Raw genomic sequence first — 21,270 nt, forward strand, 5'->3', positions numbered from 1 at the left:
GCATATTGTAATACGAGAATTATTCGGGCGGTTCAAGACGTTGAAAATTCCCCTCCTAGGGCCGTCGGCGCTTCCCCTTTTAACATGATCCGCAACCTAAAAAAAACTCTTCCGTATTTACCCCTATACCAACAATAGAAGCTGAGGTCATACACCTATGAGTGAGGAATATATAATTCATGCCGATACCTCTTATCGGCTGGCCGAGCAGAAAGCCGCCGGCTACTTTGCGTCGCTCTATAAGCAAGTCATGGAAAAGACGTATGTGTCTGTCCTTACGGAGGATTTCGAGCTGTGGCAACGAGATCATGTTCGCGGCCAATCATGGATGTCCATGTTTGCCCGAGGCAAGCGGGGGTCCGATGGCAGGGACTATCACCGCTATATCCAATGGCTGAAGCATACAGGCACATTGGATGCTTACCTGGATCGCAGCGTCTCCTATATTTACATGCGGGATCTGGGCAAAGCCATCGATTCTCCTGAAGCACAGGCCAAAATACGGCGTGTAGCCGCCGACGTCAAACAACGTTTGCTTCTCCCTGCCACAACCAATCGGGAAGACCGTCCGGCGTTTGTCAATTTCGCGGGGCTGTATCGATGGGCTCAGAAAGAAGGCATTGAAACGGCTGCAATATGGGTAATAGACAAGCTGAAGAGCGTAGCGGCCCATATTCCGGAGGAAATGAATGCCGAGCATGCCCAGCGCAAGCTGATCAAGATCATTGTCGGGGTCGTCATGCATGCGATTGAAGAGATGGGAGATGAGCCATCGCCCGATGAGCGTGCCCGGAGACTGGATGAAGCGATTCGGCTCGGTTATTCCTATGGCCTTACCTATCCGTTCATCGACGATCTTCTGGACGCACAGGTCTTAACCGCTCAAGAGAAAGCACATTATTCCGATATGATACGGACTGCGCTTCTTACGGGATCGGTGCCGGAATTGGGCGAATGGTCCGGAGCCCGCAAGGCGATGATTCAATACATTCACTCGGAGCTGCGGGAAGCCTTTGAATATATGAAGCGCCGCCAGCAGCCGGGAACCCAACACCTGTTTTTCGAGCAAGCCTACGTTTTCTTTCACTCGCAGGAATTGGACCGTGCAAAGGATATGACCCACGCCACGTACTCCAATGAAGAGCTTTATATACCTATCATCTTAAAGTCCGCTTCTTCCCGTTTGATTGCCCGCTCGATCCTTCGCGCTCCTTTAGACGAAGGCTTTGAAGATCGAACCTTCTTTTACGGCATATTCAACCAGCTGGCCGACGATTTCGCGGATATGTTCGACGATAGGAGAGACGGCGCGGTAACGCCCTACACCTATTATTTGACGTACCGTGATCAACGGCCCGATCTGATCAATCCCTTTGAATTATACTGGACGGTCATTGCCCATCTCATTCATGACGTATATCGCTCCGATGCGAAGGCCCGCGAGGTAATCCTGGCAAGGGCCATCAACGGTCTGAAACGCTGCAAAGCGCGCATCGGCACCGAAAAATATAACCGCATTATGGAGGTCTTTGCTTCGAAAAACCCGGCATTCAACCGGCTTGTTCAACATATGGTTGAAAAAGCGGAAAATGTGGAATTTTTCGATAAGCTGCTTCGGGACCAACTGGTCGCCATTTTAAAAAGAGACCGGAACGAAAAAGAAGAATTCGCCGAAACCATCAAAACGGTACGGCAGCAGATTAACGACACTTTGCAGATTGCCAAGCCCGACGGCATTCCGGCGATGAAAGAGTCGCTCATTGATGCGGCAAATTACAGTCTGGAAGGGGATGGGAAACGTCTGCGTCCGATCGTGACCTGGGTCATGGGCGTGCAAGAATACGGACTCCGCGCGGAGTCCATCCTTCCCTTGCTGAGATCCATGGAATATATGCATACCGCATCCCTGATTTTCGATGATTTGCCGTCCCAGGATAACGCGTCGATCCGTAGAGGGCGCCCGACACTGCATCGGGTGCATAATAGCGCTACGGCGGAATTAACCGGTCTGTTTCTGATTCAGAAGGCCATTCAGGAACAAGCTTCACTGGATCGGTTTGATGCGAAAACCGTGCTTGCCCTGATGAAGTATTCGGCCGAAATGGCGGAAAATGTGTGTGTGGGACAGGCGATGGATTTAGACTCCAAAGGAAAAGCGTTAACGCTGGAGCAATTGGAGGCGGTTTGCTTCTACAAAACCGGCATTGTGTTTGAGGCCGCTCTCGTGATGCCCGCTATTCTCGCGCAGGTGAACGAGAAGGAAACCGAAGTGTTGAAAACATTTGCTTATCATGCGGGCATAGCTTTTCAGATCAAGGACGATTTGCTTGATTTGGAAGGAGATGCGCGGTTGCTTGGGAAGCCCATCGGCCAGGATGCGGAAAACAACAATTCGACGTTCGTCACCATCCTCGGTTCGGAAGGCGCCAGTAAAAAGATGTGGGAGCACTACTGTACGGCCATGGAAGCGTTGCAGGACATGCCGCGCCGTCCCGTTTTTCTGAAGCATTTGTTGGATTATATGGTTAGCAGGAACCGCTAGGATGAGCAAAAATTACTTGTGAGGGATCAGATACGGGGCCAGTCCCGCGGCAATGACCCTGTGTCCCCGATCGTTCGGATGGATGGGCAACGATCCGCTTAACGCGTCTTCGATCTTTCCGCTGCGATAACCATACACAAGCTCTGCCTGCTTACCTTCAAACCACGTATGAGTGGGAGCGACAGTGGCGTTGCGGCTATGCGCAAGCTCGCTGATCATCCGATTCAATTGACCTATCGCCTCAACCGCAAGAGGGGTGTTCGGAAACGGATTGTATTGCGTGCAGCAAACGATCCGGGCCCGGCTCCCTTTTTTGATTCGGGTCAGAATGGCACTGACATTACGCCGATACCTGGCTATAAGGTGTTTTACGGCAAGCGGCTGCTTGGTTGTAAAGGAAGCCAGTGCCGCGTTGGCTAAATCCACTCCGCCAATCCAGACCGAAACGACCGAGGAAAGGGCGATCGCGGAGGCCCCCCGCCATATCACGGCATCCAATAGATCATCGCTGCTCCAACCGGGCCGCGCCAGAACTAACCCGCGAACCTTGCGCGAATCCGAATTTAAAGCGGACACGGTCAATTGAGGGTATGCCTTTGCCAATGAGGAGGCATTTTCGCCAAATGTAATGGAATCTCCGAGAGCTGTATAGATCATCATGATATCACCAACTCCAACTTTTGATCATAAAATATCATATTGCAGCTGCGTACATGTTGCGTGGACGCATGATTTTCGCGCAAAATGAAAAAGGAGCTTTGCCGCTGAAAACACGGCGGCAAGCTCCTATTATATGCGTTCTTCTCAGCACGCGTATTCGTCGAAGTCCGTCTCGAATTGCATGATGTGGGACGCTTCCTCTGCGACTTCTCTTCCCGCTAGGCGGTCCACCATATGCAGCGACATGTGCATGCCGTTGGCAACGCCTGCCGAAGTGACGATCCGGTCTTCGTCTACGTATTTGACGCCATCGATGACATCAATCGCCGGATATTGTGTACGCATCCGTTCGATACTGTCAATGTGAGTCGTCGCCTTTTTTCCGTCCAGAAGACCCGCTTGAGCCAGCAGCAGCGCTCCTGTACATACGGAAGTAATCCATGGCGTATCGTCCGAGCGGGCGCGAACCCAGTTGACAAGAGCTTCATTCAAGAGAGCCTTCCTCACTCCCGGTCCCCCGGGGATCACGAGCAGATCGTAGGCAGGGGCGGTAGCCAGACTGTAATCAGGAGTCACTTTCAAGTTGCTCGTTGCTGTAATCAGACTTCCGGATTCCGATATCGTGGTGACGTTGAACAGTGAGCGTTCCGTCGGTTGATAGCGGTCGTGCACAGCAAGGCCGAACACTTCGTACGGGCCGGCAAAATCAAGAATTTCCACCTGATCAAACAACAAAATACCGACATTCCAAGCTTTCATACGATCTCCTCCTCGGTTTTGTTTTCAAGTCTCGCCTCCAATAGTCTGCCCTCGCCATGCTGCACTTACTGGTAAATTATACAAGCACAATCCGGAACATGAAATGACTACAAGGTGCTCTTTTTGGCGACAATCGGATGTATGGTTACCATAGCAATTCATAAGAAACCGCTTGGCCTGCTCCATGCTATCATGGGGGAAAGAACCGGACACTAATGATCTTTGGAGGAATAGATATCCCGTCTCCATAACAAGTAAAAGCACTAGCCTAACGGCCGGTGCTTTTTTGCATGACGGCACCGGCTACTTCGCTGATATTGCATTGCCAATCGAAGGGAGAGGAGCTATAATAGACCAAATTGTGAATCGAATATGCGGGAAAATAGGCGAACCAGACCGCGAAGAACAATTCGATGCAGAAGGCGGGAGGGCTTCGGATGAACAAGGTCCGGTTAGTCAGACCTTCTATGGAATACCGGGAACCGTATATGTCGTTCTATGCGGACTGGATAAGCAGCGGGGAACCGATAGTCCCCTGGGTTGTCGGTCAAGCTCCCGACGATTTCGAAGCGATGCTGGAGTTCCTGTATGCCGAAGACAGCGAGGAGAAATTAAGCAATCCTCATTGGGTGCCGCATTCGACCTATTGGCTGCTTAATGAAGAGAACCTTGTCGTAGGAGCGGTTAACATTCGTCATCGCTTAAACGAAAAGCTTCTGAACAGCGGCGGTCATATCGGTTATGGCATACGCCCCGGCTATAGGCGCAAGGGCTATGCGAGCGCATTGCTGGCCCAGACGCTGCAAATCACCAAAGCGATGGGATTGGATCAAGTGCTGCTGGTCTGTGACAAGGACAACCTTGGCTCAGAGAAGACGATTTTGAAGCATGGCGGCACGTTTGAATCGGAATTTACGGAGAAAGACGGCAGTATCGTCAAGAGGTTTTGGATTCGATTGGGAGGCTAGGCTATCATGACCGAAGTTGAAAAAGAAGTTATAAGCTGCATCCGAAGTGATGATACCGACGGGGCTATGGCGGTTTTGGAAAAACACGGGTTACCGGAAGGGAGCACGCTTCCCGTCGATATTTTAAACCAAGCGTTGGAGTACAAGCGGCTGGCTCTGGCCCGGCTTTTGCTGGACAAGTACGGTTTCGACAATTTGAACGATGAGAAGAACCCTGTCATGCCTTACGCTGCCCGGTATGGAACGCGCGATTTATTTGAAAGATTGTTGCAAGCGGGCGCCGATCTAAATGCTCTTACCCATGTGAAGAGTTCCGCTGTGGGAAGGGCCCTTGCCTTCGGCAATCACAAGGGAGTCCGCGCCTTGCTTGAATTGGGCTTCGATATGAGAACCTACGCAGGCGGGAACGCTCTTCGCGACGCCGCAGGGTCCGGAAAATTCGAATTCGTCAAGCTATTCGTGGAGCATGGGGCCGATGTCAACTTTAACGGTCGCAGTCAGGTGTTTCCGTATTGTACGACCCCGGTCCAAATGGCCGCTTCGATCAACCATTTTGAAATCGTAAAGTACTTGATTGAACATGGCGCCGACGTCACGATTAAAGATAAGAACGGCGACCGAGCGTATTCTTATGCCAAGCAGAATAACCATACGGAGCTGATGGAGTACATCAAGCAATTCGAACCTCCAATCTGGCATGAAATGGATAACCGGGTGAAGGAGCTTAAGCGTCTGGGCTTGCCGGCTGAAATTATCAAATGGCTTGGGACCGAGAATCGAAGGATTGATCTTAAGGATTCGAAAACAACCGAATACATTGAATTCGAAACGATATTCGACGTCAGAGTGCTGGAGTGGAGAGGCAGGCAATTTATCGATCTGGTCAAAGACATTGAAAATTACGCCAATACGGGCTTTGTTGTGTGGGTAAAGGATAAAAAATGTCTGGGCAGCCTTGATGTCGAGCATGACGAGTTGATTTTGCTGCCGGGTCTGAAGTGGAAAGCTTTTCTGGCCAAGGCAGCCGGTATTATTGACGATATTTTGGATGGAAACTTGTCGGGAGAGCCCTGCGAGGATTAAAACAAAAAGCACTGGCCGTGGCGCGCAGTGCTTTTTACGTTATGAAGCTGCGGTGGTCAGGGTCTTACGGCTCTTTTGGGCTTGATTCGGGCAAGCACATTTGCAGGCAGCTTACGGACATAGGCGCGGGAGGTCTTTACGGCTTGGATCTGCTTTACTTTGCCTGCGCCGCTCGCCCGAGCCACCTTCGTACCGAATGCCTGCATCGCCCAGTGGATGGGGAAGGCTATGGAAAGACGGCCGTCCGACGTGCCTGCAAAATTGATGGCCGCCGCGTAATTGTCCGAGCGTTTGAGCCATACCGATCCGGAATCGCCGGCCAGCGAAATGGGGGTAGTTCCTCTGATTACCGTTTGATTTTTGAAGTTAAGAACCCCGAGCTTGCCGCCGTAGTCGATCTGGATATCGGTGTCGATCGATTCCACCCTTCCGTTCACCAAACCTGTCGTGCGTCCCACTTTCTTTAATCGCTCTCCCACCCGATAAGACGTCACATAGCCGGGAATAGCTCCGACCGTCGGATAATTGGGATTAAGTAGACGCTTGTTGATAGGGACGGAAAGTGCCGCGTCTATAAAATTATTTTTCTTTTTCTGCAGCTTTACATAGCGGTATAAACGGCCGATGCGGTCCGTGCCGGAACGGCCTCCGTCGGCACCGCCGGGCTGGATCGTTTCTGTGGCGAAGTTCGTATTGTTCGGATTCAGCACATGGTTGTTGCTTAACAAATAACGGCTTGCGGCCTTGGAATTGTTCGTCACGATAAGGCCTGCACTGCCCGACTCCGCCGGAGTACCGACACTGTAGCCGGGAGGTACGGGACGAATCCGGCGGGTGTAGTTCGCGTGAGCTCGCATTTTTCCCGTTTTGACGACGCGGATCGGAACCGAGGCTCCTTTGCCTTTCGCTTTGGCGGCAAACATAGCGGGACTCAGACCCAGGCTTGCGGAAGAAACCTTATCCGTATAGATGATGACAGCTGCGCCCTTTTTCGGATTCGCAGGATCTTTGTACCCTATTCCGACCCCGTGAACACCGGATTTTTTTAATATGTGGGGGGCCATCTTTCTTTTCATTCGCAGTGCAGCCATAAACGTAGCCACAATATCCTCCCCTTTTTGCAGGATAAGATATTGTATGGTTTTGCTGCCGATTGTTACGGGCGTTCATGAAGAGAAGAATCACCGTATCGGTGGTGCATAATTTGGGGACACTATTTTGTGGAATAAAGTGTGCCAGAAATTGCTTTACATTTGGAAAGAGTTACAACATACTAAGGACAGGTGTGGGAAGTATTTCTTTTATTCACCTACATAGAGGGAGAACCTCGGATAGACTGCAAACAAGGGGCGTGACCTGATGCTAAGTGAGAACCTGCTCGCCAAGCTGAACGAACAAATGAACTACGAATTTTATTCCTCCCAAGTGTATCTGGCTATGGCCGGATACTGCTCGTCGGAAAGCTTCGACGGGTTTGCGAACTTTTTTATCGTACAGGCCGAGGAAGAAAAATTTCATGCCATGAAAATTTTTCACTTCATTAACACGCTGGGCAAGCGCGCCCATGTCAGTGGAATGGAGGACCCGCAGAACCAGTATACCTCGCTGCTGGATGCTTTTGAACATGCGTTTGCTCACGAACAAACCGTAACGAAACGCATCTACGAGTTGTCGGATATCGCTTGGAACGAGCGCGAGCACGCGACAATCAACTTTTTGAAGTGGTTCATCGACGAACAGGTCGAAGAGGAAGCCACGTTCGACAGCATCATTCAGAAGCTTCGCCGCATCGATAACGATAGCAATGCGTTCTACATGCTCGATGCCCAATTGGCGCAGCGTACCTTCACGCCGCCGGCCGAATAGCATAGACCGGAAACTGCTCCTCCAAGCTATCAAGCTGTGGGGAGCAGTTTTTGTTTGTGCGGATTCGCAAGCAAGTCAAAATTGAAATCGGGCATGTCCCTTCAGCGTAAAATCCTCGTAGCCTTCCAGCCGGAGCAGCTCTTGCTTCACCTGCAGACCGCCCCGGAACCCCGTGAGTGCGGAGTTTTTGCCAATCACGCGATGGCACGGGACGACGATGGGGATCGGGTTAGCTCCGTTCGCGGTGCCTACGGCCCGGACGGCCGCAGGACTGCCCACCTCCCCGGCAATGTCCGAGTAGCTGCGGGTTTCGCCATAGGGAATGCGGGTTAGCGCCTGCCAGACGGCGGTTTGGAACTTCGTACCGCGCATATCGAGGGGAAGGTCGAACGTTCGGCGGGTCCCTTCCAAATATTCCTTCAGCTGCCCGACGTACTCGGATAACGGCTCTTGATCGTTCGTCAGCACGGCGCCCGGGATATGTTTAACCACCCATGTAGTTAAGGTGTCGAATGATTCATTAGGCCAAGTAATCCGGCACAAGCCCTGTTTCGTAGCGGCCAGATAGAGTGGCCGGTCCCCGAACTTGGGATGACGGATGGCCGTCCAATACACCTCGGTCGTTGTTTTTCCCATAAGTAAACCTCCTTCTTGACCGGCTTAACGGGTGCCGGCGGTTTCCCGGTATTCCATTGGCGTACAGCCGACCGTCTTGTGAAATACGGCTGTAAAGTGGGATGGGCTGCGGAAGCCGACTTCTGCCGCGATATCGGTTATCGGCTGTTCGCTTGTGGCTAGCAGCCGCTTTGCCTCGTCCATACGGATCTGGAGTAGCTGCTTCGAGGGAGTCGTTCCGGTCACCCGCTTAAACACGCGCTGCAAATGATAGGGGCTCATTTTGAGCTCCGCTCCTATGTCGCCAAGCGTCAAAGGCTCGGAGTAACGCCGCTTGATCAATTCATTCACGGCATGAGCGATTTGTGCATCCGGTCCATGCTCACCCGGCTGTTCCGGACGGCACCTTTTGCATGCCCGGAATCCTGCTTGCAGCGCTTCCTCGATACTGCCGTATACTTTAACGTTTTCCGGCTTCGGAATGCGGGAGCGGCACGAAGGCCGGCAAAAGATTCCCGTCGATGTAATTCCGATATAATACCGCCCGTCGTAGCGGGTGTCGCGCCGCAAAATCGTCTCGTACACCGACTGAAATAATGCGTCGTCCATATTGGGGCCTCCCCTCTGCCACTCATTATAAACCGAAGTCGCGCGTTCTGATAATAGAGCAAGAATAGGACAGCAATAATTCGATAGTGCAAGCTAGGGGCGCGGCGGGAACGCAAAACGGCCGTCCGGAAGCGATGAGATCGCTCCGGGCGGCCGGCGGCTGAAGCTGGAACAAGCGTCAAAGCTTGCATGAATTGATGCCGAGCAAACGGTTCATGAGACATTTTTGCGTAAGCGCCGTGTAGAGCAGGGGGATCCCGATCAAGCCGATATACTTGATTCCCCCTTCCAGCAAAAATAAAAGCGAGAGCAGCGCCAGTCCTGCGACAATCCGAAATACCAAGTCAAAGCCGCCTACATTTTTCATCGTGATCCCTCCGCTAAAAGAATGGTTTACATCCCTTATTGTAGCGGTCGGTTCCCAGTCGTTATGTGACTAAGTCACATAACGGCTTTTTACTTGTTCGAGCGCGGCTCGCTGAATATTTTGAATTCGTCCGCGGCCTAAGACAAGCCACCCTTCCTTTTCGAACTCCTTCAGCTTCCGACTGATCACTTCTCTTGCGGTGCCTAGCTCGACGGCGATTTCATCATGCGTGATACGCAGCGTAGTTGAGGCTTCGGGCGTCTTTTGCAGGAGAAAATCGGCGATGCGGTATTCCATCGGCTTGAAGGCGACGTCGTCGATCAGGGTGGTGACGATGGACATTCGCTGCGTGAACATTCGGTAAATGTATTGGCGGAGCGGCTTATATTTCTCGACCCACTGCTTGTACACGTCAATCGGGAGGATGAACAGCTCCGAGGGAGTCTCGACCGATGCGGATGCTTCATATTCCATTTCGCCCATAATGCTGGCCATCATCAAGACGCAGCACTCGCCTCCCCGAACACGGTATAGCGTAATTTCTCTCCCCGTCTCGCTAACTTTGTAGACGCGAATACTGCCGTCCAGCGTAAATATTGCGTGCTCCAGCAGCCCCCCTTGTCGAATGGCCAGACTCATGGGAACACGAATAACGGCGATGTCCGGATGCTGCCAATCTTCCGGCTCGACGGATTCAAAACAGCGGAATCGCTCAATAATCCGGCGAATATGCTCGGGTAACACGACGATGTCTCTCCTCTCTGGGGCATTGCGGTTACTTTTAGCATAGCGGATAGATCGGATAAAAGGAAACGAATCCGAGGCATGTGTTTGCGGGGCTGTTTCTTGAGGCTCCTGAAGCCTATAAAAAAGCCTTCACCCGCCAGCGCTGTAACGCTGCAAATGAAGGCTTTTTGACTTTTTCAGCTGTTCGCCAGGTAGGGCTGAATAGACAACTTTGTCAATTTTCCATTTCTGAGGGTCGCTGTTGTTATAAGTCGAGTTTTTTTTAATACTCTTTTTTCCTAAAATGTATGAATAAATGGCAAGTTTACTGGATACGAATGTACATAGAGTACATTATGTACATTTTAAAAGGTGATTGTTATAATGGAGGTGAGGAGGGATGCTCATGCAAACGTTACTTAATGCTACGGAGGTACGAGCAAATTTTGGCGGTTTCATTGATTCCGTTGTGCGAGAAAAACCCCAAGCCGTAAAGCGCAATCGAGATGTAATCTTGGCTTTCTCTAAGCAACAGATGAAGGAACTGTTATCCGCTTATGAATTGACTTTTGAATACGAGCAAGATGAAGATGGTGTATATGCCGGTTCTATAGAACAAATTGAGGATATCGTTGCCGATGCTGAAACACTTGAAGGACTCCGATTCGAGCTAGCGAGACAATTAGTCGAGTATGCGATTGATTATGAAGCTAACTATTCCCGTTATTACAACAGTCCAAACCGCCATAAACATGCACCATATGTTTTACGTGTAATATTAGAAGACGATATTGAATCTGTAGCAAGAATGTTCCATGCCTAGCTGGAGCGATTTGGAGAGTTTTCTAAAGCGGGACGGTTGGTTATTGATTCGACAAAATGGCAGGGATAAAATTTACGAAAAGACTTTGCCTGGCGGGGAAGTACTGAGGACCGCTGTGTCCAAAGGAACAGGCGAAATCAGCAAAGGTTTGTTTAACCGGATTTTGAAACAACAGCTTAAGGTAGATAAAGCGTACTTTAATTCGAAAAAATAGGGAATCCGGGTTGGGATAAGGAGTTCTCGCCTCTGAGAAAGAGGAAGGACTCCTTTTTCGTTTACAGCATCTATTTTATCGGGTGTGCCCCTATTCAATCTCCCCATCGTTCTGTCGATAATATGAGAAGTGGCGCAGGTTGGAAAAAAGGGAACGAATCGAGAGCAGAGGTGCATTTCTTTGGTCAAACCTTCGGATTATTCGGAATCGGGCAACCCGATTTATAAGTATGAGGACAAGGAACGCAGCTGGATGCCACCCAACTATGGCGAGGAAGGCTGGACCGAGAAGATCGAACGGCATTTCGAGACATACATCGGCGAGATCGACAACGTATTTCATGAAATTATTTCCGATATCATCCATATCGACGTTTATCACATTAAGCCGACGCAGGAACGGAACTACCACACGTTGTTTACGACGGGAATGAGCTATTTACCGATGAACGTTCCCGAAGGGATCGAGGGCTACAATTATGCGGAACTGATGATTTGTTTGCCGCCCGAGTGGCCGATCACGCAGGAAGCCTTCGCCGACGAGGACCATTATTGGCCGGTCCGTTGGCTCAAGATGCTAGCCAGGCTTCCTCATGAGTACGAGACGTGGCTAGGTCACGGACATACGGTGCCTAACGGCGATCCCGCGCGTCCTTTGTCGGACCAGACGAAATTGAACGGAGTCATTTTGCTGCCGCCCATTATGGTGCATCGCGATTTTTTGACGCTGGAGATGGGCTCGGAGAGAACGATCCGGTTCTACTCTATTGTCCCCTTGTATCAGGAAGAGATGGAGTTCAAATTGAAGTACGGCTGCAATGACTTGACCGATAAATTTGACAAATACGGCATCAACGAAATCGTCCGGTTGAACCGGAAAAATGTGTGCCGGTCGTCGGTTATTCCATTTCGGAGAAGATAGGTTCGGAAGCGACGAGACGGGCTAGGCCCACGGTTCATTGCAATAGATTGCTTTGGAACCTGAAAGAGCATCGCCCCTGGTGGACGATGCTCTTCTTATTTTATCAAGCAAAAAACCTGCCTCAACCATCGCCCTGGCAGGTCTTTCGATCTACACTCATTATTTCGCTTCGGATACTCTCACTTGCTCATTCAGCTTAAGCAGATCCGCGAAGCTAAGCGGCTTTCGATCGCCTTTACCGTTCAAACCGGTTCTTGGGGGAAACATATAAAGCCCTCCTTTGCATGAAAATAGTCCTGTATTCGTAGGATAGCACGCCCAACAATGGAAGGTCAATCCTGTGATTTTGTGTACTTTGTAACATAATGAAGCAGGGCGGCGAAGTCGGCGGAAAACAGGTTTTCCGTTCCGTGGTATCCGTTTCGCTGGCCTACGATCCGGGCGAACTTGGAGTAAAGCCGGGTTAAATACGCGTTGTCGGCCAAGGCGTGGAACTGAAAAAAGCGGATGCGGCGGTTCTCGGCTGCCATATGATGCACCAGATGGCGGAAGCCCTCGGCGAACAGACGGCTGCTGCGATGGGCCTGCGTCGTGATAGCGGAATCCACAAAGGCAATCTCGCCTTCCGGATGCGCTTCGCCGTCAGGTGTCATATATCGGTAATGTGCCCAGCCGATCGTTTGTCCTTTCTTATCGATTACTAGAACAATAGTCGACGTCTGGATCGTTTCTAGCGTATGCATAAGGGCATCGGCCAAGGAAAAATGACGGCTGAAATCTTGGCGGTGGCAGATAAAAAATAAAGCATACTGCGCATAATCTTCATCGCTGCGACAAACGCGGTATTCCGCTAACATTGAGATTCGCTCCTCCTACTTCCTGCGTTCCAGCAGCGTCTGCCGTATACGCGCATCGATCTCGGGATATTGAGACAACACATAAGCGAACGCCTTCCTTTGCAAAGTCAAAAAGACGCAAGAGGTCATCGCCGTTACATCGGCATTTCGCGGGGCGTTATCCAGCAGCGCCATCTCTCCGAAATGATCCCCATCCTCCAGAACGGCCAGCCGTATCCGGCTCTCGGGTACAGCGGCTGAGCGCTTGGAGACCTCCACCCGCCCGCGGGCGATGAGATAAAATTTCTCCCCCTGGTCCCCTTGGTAAATGACAGGCTGTCCGGCGGCGAAGGTCTCCGTATGGAACAGGCCCTTGATTTCCTTCAGTACCTCTGCGTGCATCCCATGGAAGAAAGGAAGCCGGGATAGCCGCTCCTCGTCAATGTCCGATTCCTGCCCGCTCGGCGATATGGACAAGCCGCTCTGTTTGTCCCACAGCTCTTTGTAAAAGCCGCCTGTCAGCAGCATCTGCGGGTGGGTTCCGCTATCGACCAGACGCCCCTGATCGAAGACGAAAATTTGATCCGCTTCGGTAATGGCGGAGAGCCGATGGGTCACCGTAATTATCGTCCGGTTATGCGACAGCTCAGCGAACGTCCGGTTGATCGAAGCCTCCGAGATCGGGTCCAGCGCCGACGTGGCTTCGTCCAGCAGCAGGATTGAGGGGGTCCTCACGATGGCGCGGGCAATGGCGATCCGCTGCCTTTGACCGCCTGAGAAATTGCTCCCTTCATCCAGCACTTGGGTATGGTAGCCCTCCGGAAGGCTCATGATAAAGTCGTGGATTTCCGCTTTTTTCGCCGCCTCTATGACGTCTTCCTCGCTGGCATCCGGCCTGCTGAGGCGAATATTGTCCAGAATCGTACCGTGAAATAAGAAATTGTCCTGAAACACCACGCCGACCTGCTCCCGGTACGACCCCAAATCCAGCTCTCGCAGAGGGCTGCCGTTCATGCAGATCTGCCCCTCCTGCGGAGTATAGAAGCCGAGCAGCAGCTGCAGCAGCGTGCTTTTTCCCGAACCGCTGGAGCCGACAAAGGCTGCTGTAGTGCCCGGAGGGATGCGCAGACGGACGTGCTTCAGCACATCCTGCTGCTGTTCCGCATAGCGGAACGAAACGTCCTCAAGCGCAATCTCCGGCGGGCGTCCCTCTGTGAGAGTGAAGCGGGTTTCTCCCGTGGCTTCCCGAGGCTCGCTTAATAGCTCTTGAATCCGCTTCATGCTCACCGAAGCATCCGTAAAAGCCGGGATCGCAACGGTTAGATTGAACACCGAGTTGCCCATGGAGGTATACATCGTAAAAAAGGCGACCAGCGCCCCCACACTAAGATGGCCGCGAAGCGCCAGGTACGAGCCGAATCCGATAATCGAAAAATTAACAAGGAGCAGACTGATTATCGGAAGACGCTCTAGCTGGGCGTTCACGACATTTTTCTTGTAATGGGTAACGGACAAAGCTTGCAGCATGGCACTAAACTTATTCGCCATCGTCTCCTGCAGGTTGAAGCCTTTGATTACTTTCTGGGCTTTAATATTCTCCTGCACGACGCCGGTTAAGCGGGCGAACTGGTCCTTGTACGCAGAATTGACGGCCTCGGCACGCCTGCCCAGCAAATACGGGCCAGCAAAAATAACAACGGCCCCAAGCAGAATCAACAGGGCCATGCTCCACTGCAAATAGAACAAGACGACCGTACTGATGGCCACGACAGAAAACGACTGGATGCCAATGGTCAGGATGACCTGCATTGCTTGCGCGATCGAAGGCAAATCGACGGAATAATAAGAAAGGAGCTCGCCCGGGCGGGCTTTCTGGAAAAAGCCGATGCTCGTATGCTGCATATGGTCGAACAGCCGCATTCTGAGATCCTGCTGTACCTTCGCAATTAAGCGGGCCAGCGCATAATCGCTTATGACACCGGCGCTGAATCCGATCAGGCCGCCGATTCCGAGAACGGCAAGAATGAGGAAGAAGTAGTCGATGTCCTGCGGCGTGATCGCTTTGTCGATCATGAATTTAAAGCTCAAGGGAGCCAGCGATACGAAGGCGAGATCCAGAAATAACGTCAGGAAAAAGAAAGACGCCAGCAGCTTGTACGGACGCATGTAGCGCAGCAGGTTCGTAATGACGGTGAGCATAGAGTGATTCCCTTCCAGGGTCAAAAGTACGATTCGTGACGGAACTGCATGGCGTAAGCATGCCAATCGGAGAACGGAGCGCGATATTCTTCCATCGTGCCGAACGCCGTATCCCGGACGTCGGTTCTCTCGGCCAGCTTGCCGCACAGCTTGCGAAGATCGTCCTGCGCCGGCGTCCAGAAACGAAGCTCCGTCACCGGTCTGTTCGACTGGGCGACGAACTGAGTCAAGTACTGGAGCCCCCGGAGAAAAAGACGGGTTCTGCGGTATTCGTCCAGCAAAAATACGGCCTGAATCTGCACGATATGCGTATCTTGGTAGTCGTTCTCGCCGGTTCCGTAAATATAACCGAGTGCCCCGACCAACTCGTCTTCGTCATTGAAGCATAGAATGGCTTCTTCCTTCATGAGAATCGGGCTTGCGAGGAAGCTAAGGGTTAGCGGGAACGAATAGGGGAGGTTTAATTGTTGATAGTTCATCAGCATAAATTCGATGTACTTTTCCTGATATTTCTCGGAGGCGCAGATCGAAAAATAGTAGCTCATGCAAGCGATTTCTCCCTTGGTGAATGTGCTCAAAGTATACCACGATCTTCCTGCGAACCCAAGTAAAGAGTTGGTTAGGAGAGGGGGAGCGGTTGTGACTCAACGTAAAGTTTAATCATTCAATATTTAATTCAACTAAATCGAGAGGAGCCCGGATAAAATGAACAACTTACAAAGCAAATACGAAATTTTACTTGAGGATGAACGTCTGCTCGTGGATAAAATCGAAGACTGCGAGGAATGCGTTGAAGTGATCTTGGAGTATATCGCGAAAAAAGCGGACACGATCCATGTGCTTACGGCGGAAGAGATCGTATCGGCGATGCATGCCATCGGGAAAGACTTGCGAACGGAGCTGCTGCATGTAAAGCTGGAGCGAAGCATCGTTTCCAACAAATTAAGCGGGGTCCGATAACCAAGGACGGAAAAAAAGTGTTAATTTTTTTTCGAACTCCCCACAAAAAAATTTACGGGAACGAACAAGTTAGTGAGCTCATGCAAACAAGAATTTTTAACCAACAAAGGAGAGTTATTGATGAACATGAAGAAACCTATGATGATCGCCGCATCTTGCGTCGTCGCAACCAGCCTGATGGCCGGCTCCGCATTGGCAAAGTCCGATAACGACAACCGCTCCGACAGAGCGGAAGCTGCAGCTCAAGCAATCACGGTCGGCAAAGAAAAAGACGTCAAGGTTAAAGTAGAGGTAGAACCGAAGGCCTCCGTTACGGGGACGACTTATGAAAACAACGGCAAAAACGGCTATAAAGGCCTTCTCAATGCCATTGAAAATGTAAAGGACAAACCGGCCGGTGCCGTGCTTGCCGATCTTCTTTTGACCAAATACGAAACACAGCTTACGGCTGAGAAGAAGGCTGAATTGGAAGCTATCGTCGAAAAAGACGCTGCACTTTCCGCGGCAGCCGATCTGCTCGACAATCAAGGCAACGTAACTGATGCGGTCTATGTTCAGAAGGAAGCCGTAAAAGCGAATGTGAAGAACCTCAATGCTTACAAGAAGCTTGGTAAGCTTTACGAGAAGCTTGGAAAATCCGGAGTGCAATTGTACGTCAATGGCGAAGAGCCTTCGATGGAAGTTCGTCCCTTCATCCGTGAGGGCAGCACCCTGGTACCTTTCCGTGCAATTTCCGAAGCTCTGAAAGCGGAAGTGAGCTGGAACCCGGAAGAACGTTCCGTGACGGTTACTCGCGACGGCATCACCGTTAAACTTTTCGTTGATAGCACGAAGGCTTATGTAAACGGCAAAGAAGTGACGCTGGAAGTGCCCGCGGCTATTGTGGAAGGCAATACCGTCGTGCCTGCCCGTTTCGTTAGCGAGGCTTTGAAAGCCGTTGTGAAATGGGAAGAAGAATCGAAATCCGTTGTAATCTACGAAGACAAATAAGACAAGTTTGCAAAGAAGCCTGCCTTGTAGGGGCTGTTGACAAATGGGTTGGGGACCGTGGTCCTCGGCCCATTTTTTTTGCTTGTTACTCGTGATTCGTTACCTATCCTTTAACCCTTTCAAAGTTTCTCCGTACTCCTTCATGGCTTGTGACAGGGTATCTATAAAATCCGCACTTATTCCTTCCGACGGGGAAACTTTATCAGCCTCTCGAATTACAATTTTCCCGTCCTGCTCCCGGTCATCGATGCGCGCCCAATCTATAGGGTTCACTCCATCCCTCTTAGCCATATTGTTGTCATCCCCTTTTTAAAGATCTCAATGACTGAAACCATTATACCTCAATGTAATTTTAGGAGAATAATTACTAAGACTTAAGGGACATCCTCCCCGACAAAGCTCCCTCCAACTCTTGCCGCATCTTGTCGAAATCTAGCAAAAATGTCTGTTATAACGCATCAAATGGAAAATTTTGAGTCCAAAAAGGGTTGATTTCGTAGTATATTAATGTAAAAGGATTACACGTGAGACCAGCATATGGAAAGGGGTACCTAGATGGCAATTATAGAAGTAGTCAAATTCGACGGGCCGCCCGATTTATTGGTATGGAAATATCCGAATCAAGAACTAGGCACATGGACTCAACTGATCGTCAATGAAACCCAGGAGGCGCTGCTGTTCAAAGGCGGGGAGGCGCTTGACCTGCTCGGTCCTGGCCGGCATACGCTATCGACACAAAATATTCCGGTCCTTTCGTCCGTCGTCAATTTGCCGTTCGGAGGCAAGTCGCCGTTTACGGCGGAAATCTGGTTCGTGAACAAGCTGCATAAGCTGGATCTGAAATGGGGGACGCCGACTCCGATTCAACTGCAGGAGCCCAAATATCACATGATGGTATCGGTCCGCGCGTTCGGTCAATTAGGTATTCAGATCGAAGACACACGCAAGTTTCTGCTTAAGCTGGTCGGGACGCTTCCGGCGGTCGATCAGGCAGCGCTTGGCAAATATTTTCGCAGCATCTTGATGATGAACATCAAGGAGCTCATTTCCGCTTATCTGGTACATAAAAAAATTAGCATTCTGGAAATCAACGCCTATATCTCCGAAATCTCCAAACATATGGAAAGTCGAATCGTTTCGATTTTTCAAGAGTACGGGATTCGTTTGGTCGGCTTCCAGATCGATTCCATTAATCTGCCCGAGGAAGATCCGGCCACGAAGCGGTTAAAGGAAGCGCTGGCGAAAAAAGCGGAAATGGACATTCTCGGCTTCTCCTACCAGCAGGAAAGAACCTTCAATACGTTGGAAAGCGCGGCGAAGAACGAAGGGAATCCGTCGGCCTTCTTGGGAGCGGGCATCGGTCTGGGGCTCGGTCAAGGCGTCGGTATGACGATTGGCGATTCGTTTTCGCGGTTGTCGGGACACATGGATGTGTCTGCTCCCGTTCAGACTTGTTCGAATTGCGGCACGAGCAATGCGCATGATTCCAGCTTCTGCAGAGGGTGCGGACAATCGCTCAAGCAGGGAGCTGCTTCCTCGGCCGTGGCCTGCCAAGCGTGCGGGCATTCCCTTCCGGCGGGATCGAAGTTTTGCCCGAACTGCGGCGATAAGTACCGTCCTTGTCCCCGCTGTCAAGCGGATAATCCGGAACAGGCGCTTCATTGTGCGAAATGCGGCGAGTCGCTGGGCGCTCCTTGTCCTCAGTGCGCGACGATGGTGGAGGCGGGATCGAAGTTTTGTCCGGAGTGCGGCAAAAGCATGGTGCTCACTTGCAGTCAGTGTCAGCAGGTCGTGCAGCCGGGGCAAAAGTTTTGTTTTGAGTGCGGGAATAAGTTAGGGTGAAAAGGAGCTTGAGATGAATATGAATCGTTTGCCTGCCGTGGCCGCCAAATTGATGTTCGGCCTCATTGTCTTGGTAACCGTAGCTGCCTTTTTCTTATGCCGTATGGAGGATTGGGGAACCGGACACTGGTGGACTTCCTTGATCTCCATCGTTCTTGCGGAAGCGGCTTGTTATTACTGCGCAGTAGGTGAAGTGAAGCAAAACCGGCGCGGAGACGGGCTTCCCGCCTCCTTGACCTTCGTTACGATATCGCTGTTGTATGGAGCTGCCGCTATTTTTCATACGGTTTTCTTCTGGTTGACTTTACGGATTTCCCTGACCTCTTACGTGGTGATTGAAGTCATCACCGCCGCGGTTTGGGCGATCGGGATGGGGCTTGCCTATCATTTTACGAATGTTGTGCGGAATCAAGAGGACGATCAAAGAGCACAGATGCAGCTGATGAAGCAGATGAAGCTGGCACTCGACTCGGTAAGCTATGCGCTGGAAGAAGAGGAAATCGAGGAGCGCGAAGCGTTGAAAGCGGGGGTGCGGGAGCTGATCGAAAAAGTGAAGTACAGCGACCCGGTTTCCCATCCTTCGATGATTCATATGGAGGAGAACTTGCTGTGGCAGATCAAGGAATTGGAACGCTGCGTCCGAGGGCTCAGTGATCAGGCGGGAGAGACGGGCAAGGTGGAAATGTCCCGCAAGCTTCTGCGCGATATCTCCGCCGACCTCGGCCGCAGAAACAGCCAGCTGATTACGCTGAAATGATCTTGATGAAAAAGTACACCAGCGAATACAAGAAGAGATGAGGGAACACGCTTGGACTTCGACGATAAACCTGCCATAAAAGGCGGGTGGATATTGCTGGCGTTCCTCTTGTTTTTTCCGTTGGGTCTTATTTTGGCAGCTATCCGATTGAGGAAGCATCGCGATCTGAGCTATCAAAAAGTATTGGAATGGAAAAATGCCGGGGTAACTCTTTTTACTTTATTTGGATTTTCTACGCTTCCCCTTTTTATCACCTTGTCCTTCGCTATCCAGGAGGAGAGGTTTTGGGTATTTTATCTGTCTTTTTTCGCCGCTATCCTGTTCTTGCTGCTGCCAGGGGGATTCATGCTGTGGAAGAGCGGGCAGAAACGCAAGCAGCTTTTTGCCCTATACGATCATTATCGTCATATCGTCGCAACGGAAGGAATTACTTCGATCCAGACGATCGCGGACATGACCAAGCAGAGGCCGGCGGTGGTTGCCAACGATTTGCGGCGCCTGATTTATCTTGGTGCGTTCCAGGATGCTTTTGTTGATATGCATTCAATGACCATCGTGATTAATCGGCCGGCAATGGACTTGTCCTCAAGACGTACTGCCGCAGTGGAGGAATTGGAAGGTTTGACCAAAGAGCTCAAAGGTGCCTACAAAGAGCTCTTGAACGAATACATGAAAATGAGCTCTTCGTCCAAACCGGCAGAGAAGCCGCTGCCAAAGAAGGTGGAATGTCCCGGCTGCGGTTCGTCTACCCTGCTGCAGCCCGGCCAAAGTGCTGCGTGCGCTTATTGCGACTCCCCTCTATCGTATCCGAAGAGCGGATAGAAGGCAGGTATTCAGTACACCAAGAGGGGGGCGGAAGCGAATTGAATACGGACAAACCGGCGATAAACGGCGTGCTAGTGGTACTGGCTTTGGTTCTCTTTTTCCCGGCCGGTATCATTCTGTTCGTTATCCGTGTACGGAAGCATCGGGACTTGAGCTATCAAAAAATATATGATTGGGCAGTTGCGGGCACGGCGTTTTTGATTATGTTTCCTTTAATGCGCTTAATCTTCACGAATGAAATCAATCAACTATTTTTTCTTCTTCCGGGTGTATTTCTGCTAGTGATAAGCCAATGGAAGCGAAAGCGGCTGAATGCCCGGTACAAGCTCTATCGCAATATCATCATGGAGCAAGGGATCAAATCTATTCTCGGCATCGAGAAATTAATCAACCAGCGCCGGGGCGTGGTGATCAACGATTTGAAACGCATGATCGATCACGGCATGATTCCGCATGCTTCCATAAATATGTATTCGTTGACCCTTGTTTTCCATCAGAAAGGTTTTGTTGCCCGCGAGGGTACTGGCGATGGCCACATTCACGAGTGGGACAAGCCACTGCCTTTATACAAACCGTCGGAAAAACGATTGCCCAAGTCGGTGGAGTGCCATGGCTGCGGTTCGTCTACAATAGTGCGGCCTGGCGAGAGTAAAGCATGTCCTTATTGTGATTCCTTGCTAAGTTACCCGCAGTAAAATAGGCATGTCG

Annotated in this window: 24 protein-coding genes; 13 read left to right on the forward strand and 11 right to left on the reverse strand. The window is 51.0% G+C overall.

Annotated features, from left to right (window positions below):
* The first annotated feature begins 157 nt into the window (after window positions 1–157).
* Window positions 158–2,542, forward strand: a complete 2,385-nt coding sequence (locus tag KQX66_RS18815; protein ID WP_216794353.1) for a polyprenyl synthetase family protein — start codon at window positions 158–160, stop codon at window positions 2,540–2,542.
* 12 nt (window positions 2,543–2,554) lie between these two features.
* On the opposite strand, the gene KQX66_RS18820 is transcribed toward KQX66_RS18815, so the two are convergent.
* Together KQX66_RS18820 and KQX66_RS18825 are read right to left on the reverse strand one after the other, a co-directional pair.
* Window positions 2,555–3,202, reverse strand: a complete 648-nt coding sequence (locus KQX66_RS18820) for an SGNH/GDSL hydrolase family protein (protein ID WP_253957267.1) — start codon at window positions 3,200–3,202, stop codon at window positions 2,555–2,557.
* Window positions 3,203–3,346: 144 nt separating this feature from the next.
* Entirely contained in the window at window positions 3,347–3,961 is a 615-nt protein-coding gene (locus KQX66_RS18825) for a DJ-1/PfpI family protein (RefSeq protein WP_216794354.1), read from the reverse strand.
* Between the two features lie 437 nt (window positions 3,962–4,398).
* Between KQX66_RS18825 and KQX66_RS18830 the strand changes: the two genes are divergently transcribed.
* Window positions 4,399–4,929 carry a GNAT family N-acetyltransferase gene (locus KQX66_RS18830; RefSeq protein ID WP_216794355.1) on the forward strand — a complete coding sequence of 177 codons (531 nt, stop codon included), beginning with the start codon at window positions 4,399–4,401 and terminating at the stop codon, window positions 4,927–4,929.
* 6 nt (window positions 4,930–4,935) lie between these two features.
* Window positions 4,936–6,012, forward strand: coding sequence for an ankyrin repeat domain-containing protein (locus KQX66_RS18835; protein ID WP_216794356.1), 1,077 nt, complete (start codon window positions 4,936–4,938; stop codon window positions 6,010–6,012).
* Between the two features lie 56 nt (window positions 6,013–6,068).
* Here the strand turns inward: KQX66_RS18835 and KQX66_RS18840 are convergent, their stop codons facing one another.
* A complete protein-coding gene (locus KQX66_RS18840) occupies window positions 6,069–7,118 on the reverse strand; it encodes a chymotrypsin family serine protease (RefSeq protein ID WP_216794463.1) in 1,050 nt (349 codons plus the stop codon).
* Between the two features lie 253 nt (window positions 7,119–7,371).
* Between KQX66_RS18840 and KQX66_RS18845 the strand changes: the two genes are divergently transcribed.
* Complete coding sequence (locus KQX66_RS18845) at window positions 7,372–7,878, forward strand: ferritin (RefSeq protein WP_216794357.1); 507 nt, start codon at window positions 7,372–7,374, stop codon at window positions 7,876–7,878.
* Window positions 7,879–7,953: 75 nt separating this feature from the next.
* Here the strand turns inward: KQX66_RS18845 and KQX66_RS18850 are convergent, their stop codons facing one another.
* From KQX66_RS18850 to KQX66_RS18865, 4 genes are all read right to left on the reverse strand, one after another.
* Complete coding sequence (locus KQX66_RS18850) at window positions 7,954–8,514, reverse strand: methylated-DNA--[protein]-cysteine S-methyltransferase (RefSeq protein WP_253957268.1); 561 nt, start codon at window positions 8,512–8,514, stop codon at window positions 7,954–7,956.
* A 24-nt stretch (window positions 8,515–8,538) separates the two neighbouring features.
* Window positions 8,539–9,102, reverse strand: coding sequence for a bifunctional transcriptional activator/DNA repair enzyme AdaA (locus tag KQX66_RS18855; RefSeq protein ID WP_216794358.1), 564 nt, complete (start codon window positions 9,100–9,102; stop codon window positions 8,539–8,541).
* A gap of 178 nt (window positions 9,103–9,280) precedes the next feature.
* Window positions 9,281–9,469 (reverse strand): YgaP family membrane protein, encoded by a 189-nt coding sequence (locus tag KQX66_RS18860; protein WP_216794359.1) that lies wholly within the window; start codon window positions 9,467–9,469, stop codon window positions 9,281–9,283.
* 69 nt (window positions 9,470–9,538) lie between these two features.
* A complete protein-coding gene (locus KQX66_RS18865; RefSeq protein ID WP_216794360.1) occupies window positions 9,539–10,213 on the reverse strand; it encodes a Crp/Fnr family transcriptional regulator in 675 nt (224 codons plus the stop codon).
* Window positions 10,214–10,601: 388 nt separating this feature from the next.
* On the opposite strand from KQX66_RS18865, the gene KQX66_RS18870 reads away from it, so the two are divergent.
* The 3 genes from KQX66_RS18870 to KQX66_RS18880 all read left to right on the forward strand — a co-directional run bounded on the left by KQX66_RS18870 (window position 10,602) and on the right by KQX66_RS18880 (window position 12,153).
* Window positions 10,602–11,018, forward strand: a complete 417-nt coding sequence (locus KQX66_RS18870; RefSeq protein WP_036683800.1) for a RelB antitoxin-like protein — start codon at window positions 10,602–10,604, stop codon at window positions 11,016–11,018.
* Entirely contained in the window at window positions 11,011–11,232 is a 222-nt protein-coding gene (locus KQX66_RS18875; RefSeq protein WP_216794361.1) for a type II toxin-antitoxin system HicA family toxin, read from the forward strand. The genes KQX66_RS18870 and KQX66_RS18875 overlap by 8 nt, the downstream gene beginning before the upstream one ends.
* Window positions 11,233–11,412: 180 nt before the next feature.
* The gene (locus KQX66_RS18880; protein ID WP_216794362.1) at window positions 11,413–12,153 is read left to right on the forward strand and encodes a suppressor of fused domain protein; all 741 of its coding nucleotides are present in this window, start codon (window positions 11,413–11,415) and stop codon (window positions 12,151–12,153) included.
* 332 nt (window positions 12,154–12,485) lie between these two features.
* Here the strand turns inward: KQX66_RS18880 and KQX66_RS18885 are convergent, their stop codons facing one another.
* From KQX66_RS18885 to KQX66_RS18895, 3 genes are read right to left on the reverse strand one after another with little or no spacing between them, the layout of a single operon-like run.
* Entirely contained in the window at window positions 12,486–13,010 is a 525-nt protein-coding gene (locus tag KQX66_RS18885) for a GNAT family N-acetyltransferase (protein ID WP_216794363.1), read from the reverse strand.
* A gap of 15 nt (window positions 13,011–13,025) precedes the next feature.
* Window positions 13,026–15,188, reverse strand: a complete 2,163-nt coding sequence (locus KQX66_RS18890; protein ID WP_216794364.1) for an ABC transporter transmembrane domain-containing protein — start codon at window positions 15,186–15,188, stop codon at window positions 13,026–13,028.
* Window positions 15,189–15,208: 20 nt separating this feature from the next.
* Entirely contained in the window at window positions 15,209–15,733 is a 525-nt protein-coding gene (locus KQX66_RS18895) for a hypothetical protein (RefSeq protein ID WP_216794365.1), read from the reverse strand.
* Between the two features lie 160 nt (window positions 15,734–15,893).
* Here KQX66_RS18895 and KQX66_RS18900 point away from each other — a divergent pair, with 160 nt between their 5' ends.
* Window positions 15,894–16,148: a hypothetical protein gene (locus KQX66_RS18900; protein WP_216794366.1), complete on the forward strand. Its 255-nt coding sequence runs from the start codon at window positions 15,894–15,896 to the stop codon at window positions 16,146–16,148.
* Between the two features lie 126 nt (window positions 16,149–16,274).
* Window positions 16,275–17,138: a copper amine oxidase N-terminal domain-containing protein gene (locus tag KQX66_RS18905; RefSeq protein WP_438804202.1), complete on the forward strand. Its 864-nt coding sequence runs from the start codon at window positions 16,275–16,277 to the stop codon at window positions 17,136–17,138.
* 99 nt (window positions 17,139–17,237) lie between these two features.
* Here the strand turns inward: KQX66_RS18905 and KQX66_RS18910 are convergent, their stop codons facing one another.
* Entirely contained in the window at window positions 17,238–17,429 is a 192-nt protein-coding gene (locus tag KQX66_RS18910; RefSeq protein WP_216794367.1) for an AbrB family transcriptional regulator, read from the reverse strand.
* Window positions 17,430–17,693: 264 nt separating this feature from the next.
* On the opposite strand from KQX66_RS18910, the gene KQX66_RS18915 reads away from it, so the two are divergent.
* Genes KQX66_RS18915 through KQX66_RS18930 form a run of 4 tightly spaced genes read left to right on the forward strand, consistent with a single transcriptional unit; the run spans window position 17,694 to window position 21,257 of the window.
* On the forward strand, window positions 17,694–18,980 hold the full coding sequence (locus KQX66_RS18915) for an SPFH domain-containing protein (RefSeq protein ID WP_216794368.1): 1,287 nt from the start codon (window positions 17,694–17,696) through the stop codon (window positions 18,978–18,980).
* Between the two features lie 13 nt (window positions 18,981–18,993).
* Window positions 18,994–19,737 (forward strand): hypothetical protein, encoded by a 744-nt coding sequence (locus tag KQX66_RS18920; protein WP_216794369.1) that lies wholly within the window; start codon window positions 18,994–18,996, stop codon window positions 19,735–19,737.
* A gap of 51 nt (window positions 19,738–19,788) precedes the next feature.
* Window positions 19,789–20,559 carry a hypothetical protein gene (locus KQX66_RS18925; RefSeq protein ID WP_216794370.1) on the forward strand — a complete coding sequence of 257 codons (771 nt, stop codon included), beginning with the start codon at window positions 19,789–19,791 and terminating at the stop codon, window positions 20,557–20,559.
* 41 nt (window positions 20,560–20,600) lie between these two features.
* The gene (locus KQX66_RS18930; RefSeq protein ID WP_216794371.1) at window positions 20,601–21,257 is read left to right on the forward strand and encodes a 7TM-DISM domain-containing protein; all 657 of its coding nucleotides are present in this window, start codon (window positions 20,601–20,603) and stop codon (window positions 21,255–21,257) included.
* Window positions 21,258–21,270 lie beyond the last annotated feature (13 nt).

Source organism: Paenibacillus oleatilyticus (assembly GCF_018998565.1).
GTDB lineage: Bacteria > Bacillota > Bacilli > Paenibacillales > NBRC-103111 > Paenibacillus_G > Paenibacillus_G oleatilyticus.